12 protein-coding genes are annotated in these 13,011 nt (G+C 36.9%); 3 read left to right on the top strand and 9 right to left on the bottom strand.

All coding sequences use genetic code 11. The features are described 5' to 3' along the window. From FEU33_RS00625 to hemE, 6 genes are all read right to left on the bottom strand, one after another. Positions 1-1,392: a sensor histidine kinase gene (locus FEU33_RS00625; RefSeq protein WP_146547533.1), complete on the bottom strand. Its 1,392-nt coding sequence runs from the start codon at positions 1,390-1,392 to the stop codon at positions 1-3. After that, positions 1,389-2,072: a response regulator transcription factor gene (locus FEU33_RS00620; protein ID WP_146547532.1), complete on the bottom strand. Its 684-nt coding sequence runs from the start codon at positions 2,070-2,072 to the stop codon at positions 1,389-1,391. Before FEU33_RS00620 ends, FEU33_RS00625 begins: the two co-directional genes overlap by 4 nt. Beyond that, positions 2,069-3,031 carry a YncE family protein gene (locus FEU33_RS00615; protein WP_146547531.1) on the bottom strand — a complete coding sequence of 321 codons (963 nt, stop codon included), beginning with the start codon at positions 3,029-3,031 and terminating at the stop codon, positions 2,069-2,071. The genes FEU33_RS00620 and FEU33_RS00615 overlap by 4 nt, the downstream gene beginning before the upstream one ends. Before the next feature lie 184 nt (positions 3,032-3,215). Continuing rightward, entirely contained in the window at positions 3,216-4,655 is a 1,440-nt protein-coding gene (gene hemG / locus FEU33_RS00610; RefSeq protein WP_146547530.1) for a protoporphyrinogen oxidase, read from the bottom strand. Positions 4,656-4,673: 18 nt separating this feature from the next. Continuing rightward, entirely contained in the window at positions 4,674-5,606 is a 933-nt protein-coding gene (gene hemH / locus FEU33_RS00605; RefSeq protein ID WP_146547529.1) for a ferrochelatase, read from the bottom strand. Between the two features lie 21 nt (positions 5,607-5,627). Further along, complete coding sequence (hemE, locus tag FEU33_RS00600) at positions 5,628-6,677, bottom strand: uroporphyrinogen decarboxylase (RefSeq protein ID WP_146547528.1); 1,050 nt, start codon at positions 6,675-6,677, stop codon at positions 5,628-5,630. A 518-nt stretch (positions 6,678-7,195) separates the two neighbouring features. Here hemE and FEU33_RS00595 point away from each other — a divergent pair. Together FEU33_RS00595 and FEU33_RS00590 are read left to right on the top strand one after the other, a co-directional pair. After that, complete coding sequence (locus FEU33_RS00595; RefSeq protein ID WP_146547527.1) at positions 7,196-7,711, top strand: antibiotic biosynthesis monooxygenase family protein; 516 nt, start codon at positions 7,196-7,198, stop codon at positions 7,709-7,711. Between the two features lie 176 nt (positions 7,712-7,887). After that, entirely contained in the window at positions 7,888-9,018 is a 1,131-nt protein-coding gene (locus tag FEU33_RS00590) for an amidohydrolase (RefSeq protein WP_280524847.1), read from the top strand. A 273-nt stretch (positions 9,019-9,291) separates the two neighbouring features. Here the strand turns inward: FEU33_RS00590 and FEU33_RS00580 are convergent, their stop codons facing one another. From FEU33_RS00580 to FEU33_RS00570, 3 genes are all read right to left on the bottom strand, one after another. Next, entirely contained in the window at positions 9,292-10,296 is a 1,005-nt protein-coding gene (locus FEU33_RS00580; protein ID WP_146547525.1) for an LLM class flavin-dependent oxidoreductase, read from the bottom strand. A gap of 107 nt (positions 10,297-10,403) precedes the next feature. Next, positions 10,404-11,585, bottom strand: a complete 1,182-nt coding sequence (locus FEU33_RS00575) for an ABC transporter permease (RefSeq protein ID WP_146547524.1) — start codon at positions 11,583-11,585, stop codon at positions 10,404-10,406. Further along, positions 11,578-12,318 (bottom strand): ABC transporter ATP-binding protein, encoded by a 741-nt coding sequence (locus FEU33_RS00570; RefSeq protein ID WP_146547523.1) that lies wholly within the window; start codon positions 12,316-12,318, stop codon positions 11,578-11,580. The genes FEU33_RS00575 and FEU33_RS00570 overlap by 8 nt, the downstream gene beginning before the upstream one ends. A gap of 103 nt (positions 12,319-12,421) precedes the next feature. On the opposite strand from FEU33_RS00570, the gene FEU33_RS00565 reads away from it, so the two are divergent. Next, entirely contained in the window at positions 12,422-12,847 is a 426-nt protein-coding gene (locus FEU33_RS00565; protein ID WP_146547522.1) for an HIT family protein, read from the top strand. Positions 12,848-13,011 lie beyond the last annotated feature (164 nt).

Raw genomic sequence — 13,011 nt, 5'->3', positions numbered from 1 at the left:
CTAAAACTCCTCTAATATTGGTATTTGTATCGTCACAGTCGTTCCGATACCTAATTCGCTGTTAATATGCCATATTCCTTTATGGTATTTTACAAGTTGATCCACAATAGATAGCCCTAGACCGCTACCACCATCACTTCTACTACGAGCTTTATTGACTCGATAGAATCGTTCAGTTATATGCGGTAAATCTTCAGTTGGAATTCCCATACCATGATCTTGTACTGTAATAATGGCCATATTCTCTTCTCTCTTTGAGCTTAGAATCATTTCAGTTCCTTCTTCAGAATAGCGAAGAGCGTTTTCAATTAGATTGATCAAAATCTGTTTTATTTTTTCCTCATCTGCATTAATAATAATTTCCTCATCAATTTCTGCACGTATACGAATTGCTTTCCGACTTGCTTGTTGCTCTGTAATTTGCACAACTTCCCGCATTGTTTCAGCCAGTGGTAACGGATATAAAGTGACGGATTCCGTTTGATTGACAGCTCTTGATAACTGTAATAGCTCATTTGTTAATTTTTCTAATCGATTTGCTTCACGGACAATGAGAGATATGGTTTCTTGTTTTTTGGATTCTTCGATAAAACCGTGCTCCAATGCTTCACCATATCCTTTCACATAGCTAATCGGTGTTCGCAATTCATGGGAAACAGTAGCTAAAAATTGCTTCTGCGCTTCATCTTCTTGCTGAATCGAAGTAGCCATTTTATTGAAAGTTTGAGAGAGCTGACCGATTTCATCTTTAGATTTCACTTCAACGCGTGTTTCATAATCCCCCTCCGCCATTTTTTCTGCTGCGTTTTGTAATTCTTTTAATGGTTTCATAATATGCTTGATACCTTTAAATACACCAAATCCGATCAAGAAAATAAAAATGGCTGCACTGCCTAATAAGATAAAGACTTCTTTTGAAGCCATTTCTGTTATTTTGGCAAGTGGGAAGTAAATATAGATAATGCCTTCCAGTCGCTGTTGATCTGTCAATGGAATAATCACTGAGATCACTTGACGATCAAAGCGCTCCTCATAACCTTTTTTGGTAATCGTTTTCCCCTTCAAAAGTTGCTGTCTTTCATCTGCGCCGATTAATGTATCATAGTCGATATCAAATGGTACACACGCACTTAGTTCTCTAGGATTTCGGACTGCAAAGACATTCATGTTGGAGTACTCATTATAGTTTTCAATCTTTGCGATGAAGTCATCTGTTACTTTGCCGCCTTTATACATTGTTGACAACTTTTCGCCAATTTCAACCATTGAATTTTCAGCGTCTTTCACATAAAGCCCTTCATAAAGGAAGTCTGTAAAAACATACATAAATAATACGGTAAGCGCTAAAAAAGCCACAATTACTGTCCAAATTCTAGTGGATAATTTCTTCATTTTGAAACCTCAAATCGATACCCCAATCCCCAAACTGTTTGTATAAACTTTCCCGCTTCATCACCTAATTTCAAGCGTAAAGTTTTAATATGTGTATCAACGGTTCTTGTACCACCGCTATAATGCAAGTCCCAAATGATTTCTAATAGTTGATCACGCGTATAAACAACGTTTTCATTGTTCATAAATAAACGCAAAATCTCAAATTCCTTTAACGTTAATGGGATTACCTTTCCTTGTACATAAACTTTCCGCGAAACATCGTCTAGCTCAATGGGGCCCTTAACAATCATTTTTTGAGGCTCTTCTATAACTTCTCCTTCAGTTCTACGAAGTACAGCCTGTATCCGTGCTACTAGCTCTGATGATGAAAAAGGTTTTACAACATAATCGTCAGCACCCATCGTTAGTCCCTTTACCTTGTCCTCATTCGCATCCTTGGCTGTCAAGAAAATAATCGGTACAGCAGTAACTTTTCTCATTTCCTTACATACGGTAAAACCATCCATTTGCGGCATCATGACATCTAAAATCACTAAATCCACATGCTGTTCTTTTAATAGTTTAAGTGCTTCTTGCCCTCCATTTGCTTGAAGTGATTGAAATCCAGATTGGCGCAACATCACATCAATTAAATTTCTCATATCTTGTTCATCGTCTACGATAAGTATTTTCGTCATTCTTCTTTCCCCCTTACAAGCAATTGGAAAGGCCCTTTATCTACATTGATCTTTTTAACTATTTTACCATTTTGCAAAAAATATACATGATGATCGTCATAACCAGCCACTACTACATAATCTTTAAATAGATTTACAGTAAATGGATTAGCACCAACTTCTGTTTTACGCAGTACTTTACCATCAAAACTTACTTCCGAAAGTGCACTATCCCCATGACTGATCACATAGACCTTATGATCGTTTTTGTCAAATCCAACTGGCATCATCGGTAATTTTATCTGCGACATTTTCTTTCCATTGTTTAGATCAAAAATATCGACTGTGGAATTTGGTTTAATCCCCTCACCATGTCCTCCTATCCAGAGTTGTTTGTTTTCAACGATCACCATACCATTTGATGATTTTTCGATAGTCCAATTTTTTACCGGCTTTAATGTATCGACTTGCAAAATTGATAATGTTGTATCTTTATAATTGATAACATATAGTTGTTTGTTATAAAGCATCATTGACATAGGATAATTGCCTACTTTTTGATCCTTCAGTAATTTTCCATGTTCATTATAAATTTCGACTCGATTGGTTTTCCCGTTCGCTAAATAGATTTTTTTATTTTTCTCATCATAAATAGCATTCGTAACACCAAGTCCTGTATCAATTGTGTATACCTGTTTCCCTGTCGATAAATTGTAAACAACAGCTTTTTTTAGTTGGAACCCATAAAGCAGTACATATTGATGATGAATCAATGTAGCACCAGTATACCCTTCCTCTAATTTCCACGTTGTAAATACTTTTCCTTGTTCATTGATAAAACTGATTGATGGTGCTTGTATATTAACGGATGCGACAAAATCTTTCGTTTCAGGGATTGCAGGATATGTAGCTTCCTGACAGCCTCCCAGGATCATTGCAAAACTTAATATAAATAGAGTCCAAATTTTTTTCCAACTCACAAGCATCACCCCTTTTCTATTTTACTTTGTATTTGTGAAATATTAATGAAATATATTTAGGGAGATTGTGAACAAAGAATAGTGTTAATCTAACAAAACAAATACGCTTGTTTATTTTTATGTACCAAAGCAAAAAGGCACGAATGTTGATGGAAACAGCATTCGTGCTTTTTAATGTTCTAAGTTATTTTGCAGAAATCCCCTTTTGGGAACACCCTTGTTTCGTTTGGAAAATCGATGCCAAAATTTCTGACGCTGCATTTTCTCCCTGTAAGATACAATCGGTAAGACCAATACCTTCGTAAGAATTCCCGGCAAGACAAATCGCCGGATATAACTCACGTAATTCTTTTCTAGCCTGTTCCACCTTTTTTCGATGCCCTATTGTATAAGTTGGCATCGCATCTTTAAAACGAGACACCACTGTATGAATGGGCTTTCCATCAACTTTAAGAATACTTTGCAAATCCTGTAGTACAACTTTTTCAATTTCTGAATCAGATAGCTCAACAATGGACTCATCACCTGTACGTCCAACATAGCTTTTAAGTACTTCATAATTTTCAGGTATCATCTGTGGCCATTTTCGATGGATAAGGGAACAAGCAGTAATTGAATATTCACTATTTCGAGATACAAAAAAACCATTCCCATCAAACTTTCTCTTGATGGAGTTTTTAGGAAATATCATTGATACAGTCGCAAATGTATTGACAGGTATATCAAGCAAACTTTTCAAAATTCCTTCCCGTGCAAATAATTTCGTCGCTGCTTGATGTGAGGTTGCGACAATTACCCCATCAACAGGGATAGGATTTTGATTGTTTAATAATACCATCATACGATTCTGAACTTTTGAGATTCCTTCTACCCGAACACCCTTGTAAATAATGGCACTTTCTAATGATTTCTCTAAAGCAGTTATCAAGCTTTCTAAACCGCCCCTTAAAGTTCTACAAGTCCGATCCATACTACTCTCTTTTAGCTTGGCTGAACCTTTTTGAATGCTCCTGATCACACTACGGTGTTTCTTATAAACCTCAGCTAAATTAGGAAGCATTTCATGTAAGCTTAGTTGATCAATATCACCTAAAAAAGCTCTAGTTAACACGGGTTCGATCAAATTTTCAACCATTTCCTCCCCAAATCGTTTACGCAAAAACGCTCCTAACGACTGATCTTCACGCATGTTGGATGGAGGTAATAGCAAATCGCAGACAGCTCTAAATTTACCGCTCCATGAGATAACATCAGACTTAGCAAAAGGAATAATTTCAGTCGGAATTCCTAAAACTGAACCTTTTGGTATAACAGAAAGTTGATTATTTACAGCGACATAAGTTTTTCCAGGAACATTGCTAATCAGCTGATCAGCAATACCCAATTGTCTTGATAAATCTTCAATTACTTGATTTTTGTCAAAAAAGAAATCTGGCCCCCGCTCCATGATAAAGTCATTTTTTCGTAATGTTTGAATCTTACCACCTAGTCTGTGAGTTGCTTCAATCAGTACGATCTCAAGTGGTAACTTCTGATTCCTTGCCTGTTGTTGCAAATAGAACGCAGCTGTTAAGCCCGTAATCCCACCACCGATAACGGCAACCCTTCGCTTTTGTTCAGTCACATCAATCATCACTTTCTATTAGGCATGAGCTAATGTTTTTCGCACAACATCTGCCAAAGCACCGATAAATAATGGGTTGTCATTTGGCATTGGAGGGCGATGGTATTTTGCACCTAGTTCTTTACATACTGTTTTACATTCATAATCATTATCATAAAGGACTTCTAAATGTTCTGCTACAAAGCCAACCGGTGTATAAACAAATGAACGATAACCCTTATGATGATATAAATCACGAGTTAAATCTTGAACGTCTGGACCAAGCCATGGATCCTTTGTTTGACCAGCAGATTGCCAACCAAATTCCATATTTTTTACGCCAGTACGTTGCTTAAGGATGTCAGCTGTTTCATGTAACTGATCTGCATACGGGTCACCCATTGCAATAATTTTTTCTGGCAGTGAATGTGCACATACGATTAAGCATGCTGTTTCGCGTTCTTCATCAGACATAGCGTCAAATTCTGCAATAATTTTTTCTGTCCAGTATTGAAGATATTTTTCTTCCTTGTACCAACTATCAATCGTATGAATGGTTAAATCACCAAGCTCTTTTGCTTTATCCGTCGCACGAATATTATATGATTTTGTTGAAAAAGAAGAAAAATGTGGTGCCAAAACAAGTGATACCGCTTCTGTAATACCATCCTTATGCATTTGTTCTACTGCCTCTTCGATAAAAGGAGCAATATGTTTTAAACCAATATATAATTTATATTCAACTTCATCTTGTATTTCATTTAAACGTGCTTCTAATGCTTTCCCCTGTTTTTCAGTTGTTTCACCAAGTGGTGAGATTCCTCCAATTGCTTTATAGCGTCTACGCAAATCTTCAATATGTTCATCACTTGGGCGATGCCCGTGACGAATATGTGTATAGTAAGGAATTAAATCATCATCGGTTTTTGGTGTTCCGTACGCCATCACTAATAGTCCGATTTGTTTTTTCATTTTAAATCACCTCAGAAAGTATTATGAATGCGTCTTTATTTTTTTCGCACTATATTCATGTATAAATGATGTTAATCGTTTTAAAACTTCTGGATCAACAGATGGGAATACTCCATGCCCCAAATTGAAAATATGTCCTGGCACTTCTAAGCCCTGATCGATAATTTCTTTTGCACGAGCTTCAAGAATTGACCAATCTGCTAATAATAATGTAGGATCTAAATTTCCTTGAATAGGCTTTGTCACACCTATTGCACGTGCTTCTTTAATAGGAAGACGCCAATCCAATCCAACAACATCTACAGGAAGATCCTGCCAATCTAATACTAAGTGACTTGCACCTACGCCAAATAAAATCATCGGCACGCCTTCATCTTTCAATTCATTAAAGATACGTACCATAACAGGTTTGATAAAGATGCTGTAATCACGTTGGCTTAAAGCACCAACCCAAGAATCGAAAATTTGAAAGGCTTTTGCACCTGCTTTGATTTGTGCTTTTAAATCAGTAATAATCATGTCTCCAAGTTTATCCATTAAAACAAACCAAGCTTCTGGTTGCGATACCATAAATGATTTTGTTAATGCATAGTTTTTGGAAGGACCGCCTTCAATCATGTAACTTGCTAAAGTGAAAGGCGCTCCGGCAAACCCGATCAAAGGAACATCCAATTGTTCTTCGGTTAATAATTTAATCGTATCTAGTACATAAGGAACATGTTCCTCTGGATCAAATTGACGAAGATTTTTAACATCCTTTGCCGAGCGAATAGGGTTAGAAATAATAGGACCTAGTCCACCTTTAATCTTCACATCTACTCCCATACCATGCAGTGGTGTAACGATATCTTTGTATAAAATTGCTGCATCCACACCGTAATTTTGTACTGGTAAATAGGTCACATACGCACATAATTCAGGCTGATGTGTTATTTCTTCTAATGAATATTTTTCTTTAATCTTACGATATTCAGGTTGTGAACGACCTGCTTGTCGCATATACCAAACTGGTGTGTAGGCTGTCCTTTCACCTCGTGCTGCGCGTAAAAGCGTATCATTAAATGTTCCCATGAACAGTAAACCTTCCTTTCATCAATTCAGTAAATCCTTAATTCGACATTCATATCCATTGTTCATAATAGACGTTTCTTTAAGAGTTGTATAGTTCAACAATCTGATTGTTAAAAAAATGTATAAAATGATGACATCTTTTTGACAAGTGTCTAATTATGATTTTTTTTAATTTTAAGGATATACTATTATTGACTTTCTTTGGCAATATTTATACAGTTCGTTATATACCTGAAATAAAGTGAAACTCCATCAGTGGGGTTTTCTTCATCCCCCACTAAAATAGAGGAACTCAGGTTAAAAGCGCCACGTCCTGTGGCAACACCTGAGTGACCAACATCTTGTTGGCCCGAACCAATCGGACTTTTACGGGCAGTTGATCCCCCATCGTTTCTCTCTACATCTTGAGAGGTCTTACTGCCCGTTAAAGCGGGATAAAGTAAATTTCACATACAGTGGTTCATGCAGGATTGAATTCATGAATGTTTTCTACTGAATTTACAATAGGAGGAATTCTTATGTATTTATATTTAACTTCTGGAACACCAGAATTTATGGAAAACTTGCAAAAAAAATATTCAAAAGAACATATGATTGTTTTATATGGCGAAGGGAATACAGTTCTTCTCCATGAATCCGACAAAAAAAGTGTCTTTACGACTCCGAGAAGTTATGAAATTCTTGGGAAGATCAACGAATTAGGCGAGCATGGCTTTTTCGTCATGAATTATATCCCTGTTAAAAGCGATAGTCGAAAATTATTTGAAGACCGCTTTTTAGATACCATTCGCTCGATCGAAAAAGAACCTGGTCTGGTCGCCTTTCGTTTACTAAGACCATTGCAAGATGAAACCTATATTGCGCTTGCTGAATGGACTGGTCCTCATTCATTTGAAGCCTGGAAAGCATCGAATACCTACAAAATTGTCCATGAAAATGAAAACACTAATGGAGTCGACCGCAATAATATATTTACAAGTGCCCCTTATGTTAAAACATTTGCAACAAAACGCCCAGAAGATGAAAATGCATAATTTTCTAAAAGTCGAGTGATTTACTCGGCTTTTTTTGTTATACTCTATTTACATAAATATGAGTAAATTAATAAGATTACTTATATCTAGTTTTTTCATTTTAGACAGGAGTGATTATGTTGCCAAATCAATTATTGCAAACGATTTATCAAGAGCTTGAAAATTCATTTGCCGAAATGCAAGAGATTCGTCGTTATTTACATATGCACCCAGAAGTTTCTTTCCATGAACATAAAACGGCTGCATATATACAAAATTTTTATAAACGATTAGATATACCTTTTGAAGCGAATGTTGGAGGGAATGGTATTATTGCACGCATAACAGGCGGAAAACCTGGAAAAACGGTTGCACTTAGAGCTGATTTTGACGCATTAGCGATCCAAGATGAAAAGAAAGTTTCTTATAAATCAACTGTTAAAGGTGTCTCACATGCATGTGGACATGATGGGCATACTGCAACGTTGCTTGTGTTAGCAAAAATATTATGGAAGCATCGTGAAGAATTACCTGGCTCCTATGTATTCATTCATCAATTCGCAGAAGAAGTTGCTCCGGGTGGGGCTAAACCAATGGTTGAAGCAGGCTGTTTAAATGGTGTTGACGCTATATTTGGTACACATTTATGGTCGCAATTTCCTTCTGGCTCTATTAACTATCGAAGCGGGGCAATGATGGCAGGAGCAGATCTTTTTAAGATCAAAATTATCGGAAGCGGAGGACACGGTGCTGCTCCACATACAACAGTGGATGCCATCACTGTTGGTGCAAGCCTAGTCGTTCAACTACAACAAATTATTTCAAGACGGATCAATCCCACTTCTCGTGCAGTCTTAACAGTGGGGACTTTCCACTCTGGAAGTGCTCCCAATATTATCGCTGAAGAAGCTAAACTATCTGGTACTGTTCGGATTTTTGATATTGCAGTTCAAGAAAAAATTATTGAAGAAATAGAAAGGGTCGTCAAAGGCGTTTGCCTAGCAGCAAATGCCAAATACGAATTTCAGTATTTAAAAGGTTATATCCCTCTGATCAATCATGAAAAAGAAACTGCATTTTTAGCACAAGTAGCAGAAACCATTCCAGGTGTAACAAATGTAGCTGAAATGGACGCGATTATGGTAGCAGAAGATTTTGCCTACTATGTTGATAAAATCCCTGGCACTTTCTTTTTCACTGGAGCTAAACCAAAAGAAGGTACTGCCTATCCACATCATCATGCAAAATTTGACTTTGATGAACAAGCCATGATAGTGGCAGCCAAAACACTTGGTACCGCTGCGATCCTCTATCATACTGAAAAATAAATAGATAAAGTGAAGCTTCCATCAGTGGGGGTTTTCTTCATCCCCCACTGATGGTTAGCTAAACCAATCGGACTTTTACGGGCAGTTGTTCCCCCACCTATCTTTCTCGTTTCTCTCTAAACCTTGAGGTGGGGGTCTTACTGCCCGTTAAAGCGGGATAAATAAAAAACTATGTATGAACCACAAAGTCCATGCATAGTTTTATTTTTTATCCCGCGTGTTGATTATCCGACTAACACATTTATGATTTAAAAATATCTCTTTTTCTTCATTTTAAATTTCCTTAATAGCAGATGCTAAGATCTCATAAGAACGAATACGTGCACTTGGATCATAGATATGAGAACATGCCATGATCTCATCAACACCAGTATCTTCGATAAATCTTCCTAAATGATGCGTGATGGCAGCTTGATCTCCGGTAAATGTGTAATAAAGAGATTGCATGACCGTCTGTTTTTCTGATTCAAACCAATAAGAGTTCAAATCATCCACTGGAGGTTGTAATGGATCTCTTGTCCCCCTTACAACATTTAAAAAGTATAAGTATAGACTAGTGGCTGTCTTTTGAGCCTCCTCATTCGTATCGGCCGCAATTACATTGACACAAGCTATTGTATAGGGTTCTTTTAATTGTTTTGAAGGTTGAAACGAATCTCGGTATACGCGAAACGCGTCTTTTAAATAAGTTGGAGCAAAATGACCAGCAAATGCATATGGTAAGCCTAACATTCCAGCAAGCCGAGCACTAAATAAACTAGAGCCCAGTATATACAATGGCACATTAGATCCTTCTCCTGGATAGGCATGTACACGACCATCAGGATTATCACTTAAATATTGTTGTAGTTCTAATATGCTGTTTGGAAACTCTTGATCTGATCCTTGTAGATTTCGACGAAGCGCTTGTGCTGTGATGGAATCAGTTCCTGGAGCTCTTCCTAAACCTAAGTCAATCCTTCCTGGATACAACGCATCTAGAGTACCAAACTGTTCTGCAATAACCAAAGGAACATGGTTGGGAAGCATAATGCCCCCTGCTCCAACATGAATCTTCTCAGTTCCTTGTGCAATATAACCGATTAAAAGTGAAGTAGCTGAGCTTGCAATGCTTCGGCTATTATGATGCTCTGCAAACCAATAACGTTTGTATCCAAGCTTTTCAACATTTTGTGCAAGCTCTAAACTATTGTGGAACGAATGAGATGCATCGTGATCTTTTAATACCGCTACTAAATCCAATACAGAAACAGCCACATTCTTCTTTTGACCATTCATGGTTCGACTCCCCTATCATATTTTAATATAGCTAAGGTGGTGTGTATCAGAGAAAAAAGTGCCTTTAAAGCAATTACATACTTTAAAGGCTCAACTACTGTTTGAAATTATTTACTTAATCGTATCGTCAATTCTCCAATGATGAATACGACAAAGCCTTGTGCAAAGAAATAAGGTGTTCCCAATCCTGCGAACAAAACAATGATGGCTTGTACAATGATCGTGTAACGCACGATTTTCACTGCTGCTTTTTTACGTGCACCCTTCGGTAAAGGGTACAACATGTCCATTCGAAAATCGTTAGATGATGTTAAAGCTTGTTTTAGCTGAATAGTGGTCGCAAATGATAGGGCAGCGACCACTACAGCAATGGCGATCGGAATATGAACGAATGCGGCAGCCAATGCAGAGATCACTGTTAAACGAAGCCACAAATAGAAATGATCATCTGTTCGGACAAAAGAACGGAATACGAGATATTCTTGTGTATTTTTCTTCGCATATGGGATTACTTTATACATCCAGTCCAACCATGCACGGCGTTTTATACTTCCATGAATATTAGGGACATCTGTGAAATAATTTGCAAATCGATAAATCCCCATCATACGATTTTCTTCTAATCTTACAAAATGTTCATATGGGAACGGTGTTTCTTTTACTTTCTTTTTCCATGACATCGGATAACAAACAATGATTAAAATCATAATGATGATTGGGATAAATTGAACGTTTAAAATCGATAAAAGTAATGCAAATGAACCTATCATACGAACAATTCGATCCATCCATACATTGTGACCTTTATAGGCCCATCTATAAGTGAATTCACTATTGATATTCCACCATTTCAATAAGATGGATGCGATCAACCCGATGATAATCGTTATTGGCTCAAGCCCCGCTACTTGCCGAAGCATCGGCCATATGACCAGATAAAAAAGAATCACAGCGATCACTTGGGAGCCAAATGTATATCGTAATGCTTTTGCAAAATACTGAGGTAATTTCGTTTCAAGAGGTAATAAATAAACCTCATCTGGCTTTCGAATCAATGTAACTGGTCGGCTAAACCCAAGGACAATCCCCATAATAGCAGCAGCTAACCAGATGGCAGGAAAATCACTGGATGTTGTTTTTAACCATTCGCTGTATTGATAACCACCTGCACCTAGAACGAACATAATAACAATGGCCAAATGTCCTGTAAAGACGAAGCGCATATATTTCTGTACTTCTCCCATATAATGGGTAAACCTCGTACGCCAAACATCTTGCAAGCTATTCATGATCTTGCTCCTTTGTCATCGCAATGTATAAATCATCTAGTGTTGCATTCGGCATATTGAATTTTTGGCGTAAATCATTCATCGTACCATATGCTCTTAAACGTCCATTATGCAATAAAAGGATTTTGTCACAGTGTTTTTCTGCCGTTGCCAATACATGTGTTGACATAAGGATAGCGGCTCCCTCTTTTTTCTTTTCATCCATTTGATCTAACAACGATTGAATAGCTAACGGGTCGAGTCCTAAAAATGGCTCATCAATGATATATAAAGAAGGATTGACTAAAAAGGCACACATAATCATTACTTTTTGGCGCATCCCTTTCGAAAAATGAGAGGGAAACCAATTTAATCGTTTTTCCATTCTAAATTCTTTTAGTAGTGGTGTTACTCTTTCTTCCATTGTTTCAAGATCAATTCCATAAGCCATCGCTGTTAACTCTAAATGCTCTTTTAAAGTCAATTCATCATAAAGAACTGGCGTTTCAGGAATATAGGAAAAAGAAGAACGATATTGATCCATATTATGCTTAATGGACATACCATTCAACAAAATTTCTCCTTTTTGCGGTGTCATTAACCCAATAATATGTTTAATCGTAGTACTTTTACCTGCACCGTTTAATCCGATCAATCCTACTAGCTCACCTGGTTCAATTGCAAAAGATAAATCATGAATAACAGGTTTTCGGGTATAACCACCTGTTACTGATTGTAATTCTAATACCGTCATCAAAGTCACTCCCATTCTTACTTACAGTTTATCAAAAATTCCTCTTTCTAGCAGTTCTTATATGGTAAAATGAATAGCAAAATAGTGAAAGGTGTGTTTTTATATGAGCGATTGTTTATTTTGCAAAATTATCGACGGTTCTATCCCTAGCACAAAAATTTACGAAGACGACTATGTCTATGCATTTATGGATATCGGCCCATTAACAAAAGGGCATACATTATTAATCCCAAAAGAACATGTAGCGAATGTTTTTGAAATGTCCGAAGAAACAGCTGCTAATCTTTTCAAAGTCGCTCCACGCATTGCGAGTGCGATCAAAGATACTTTCAAACCTGTAGGTATGAATCTATTAAATAATAATGGTGCACCTGCTGGTCAAAGTGTATTCCATTTTCATCTACACTTTATACCAAGATATGATGAAACAGATGGCTATAAACCTACTTGGATTACAAAAGAAGATGCGTATACTCCTGAAATTCTAAAAGGACTAGCTGAAGAAATTAAAGCTAACTTAAAAAAGTAATCAATACTCATATTATGCAATCTACCTAACAGCGCAGAAATTCTCTGCGCTGTTTATATACCTTAGCAAATCAACTCTAATAGCTTGAAATTTTTACTTGAATCAGTTTTGACTCTACATCTTGACATAAAAATTAGATAGCCGATTGATTTCCGCTACAGTTT

The sequence above is a fragment of the Rummeliibacillus suwonensis genome (assembly GCF_007896435.1).
Lineage (GTDB): Bacteria > Bacillota > Bacilli > Bacillales_A > Planococcaceae > Rummeliibacillus > Rummeliibacillus suwonensis.
Note: the sequence above shows the minus strand (reverse complement) of the source record. Positions and strands in the feature narration are given on the sequence as shown.

Coding starts and splice junctions, on each gene's coding strand:
- FEU33_RS00625 (WP_146547533.1), bottom strand. CDS start 1,392: ATGAAGAAATTATCCACTAGAATTTGGACAGTAATTGTGGCTTTTTTA.
- FEU33_RS00620 (WP_146547532.1), bottom strand. CDS start 2,072: ATGACGAAAATACTTATCGTAGACGATGAACAAGATATGAGAAATTTA.
- hemH (WP_146547529.1), bottom strand. CDS start 5,606: ATGAAAAAACAAATCGGACTATTAGTGATGGCGTACGGAACACCAAAA.
- hemE (WP_146547528.1), bottom strand. CDS start 6,677: ATGGGAACATTTAATGATACGCTTTTACGCGCAGCACGAGGTGAAAGG.
- FEU33_RS00595 (WP_146547527.1), top strand. CDS start 7,196: ATGTATTTATATTTAACTTCTGGAACACCAGAATTTATGGAAAACTTG.
- FEU33_RS00590 (WP_280524847.1), top strand. CDS start 7,888: ATGCAAGAGATTCGTCGTTATTTACATATGCACCCAGAAGTTTCTTTC.
- FEU33_RS00580 (WP_146547525.1), bottom strand. CDS start 10,296: ATGAATGGTCAAAAGAAGAATGTGGCTGTTTCTGTATTGGATTTAGTA.
- FEU33_RS00575 (WP_146547524.1), bottom strand. CDS start 11,585: ATGAATAGCTTGCAAGATGTTTGGCGTACGAGGTTTACCCATTATATG.
- FEU33_RS00570 (WP_146547523.1), bottom strand. CDS start 12,318: ATGACGGTATTAGAATTACAATCAGTAACAGGTGGTTATACCCGAAAA.
- FEU33_RS00565 (WP_146547522.1), top strand. CDS start 12,422: ATGAGCGATTGTTTATTTTGCAAAATTATCGACGGTTCTATCCCTAGC.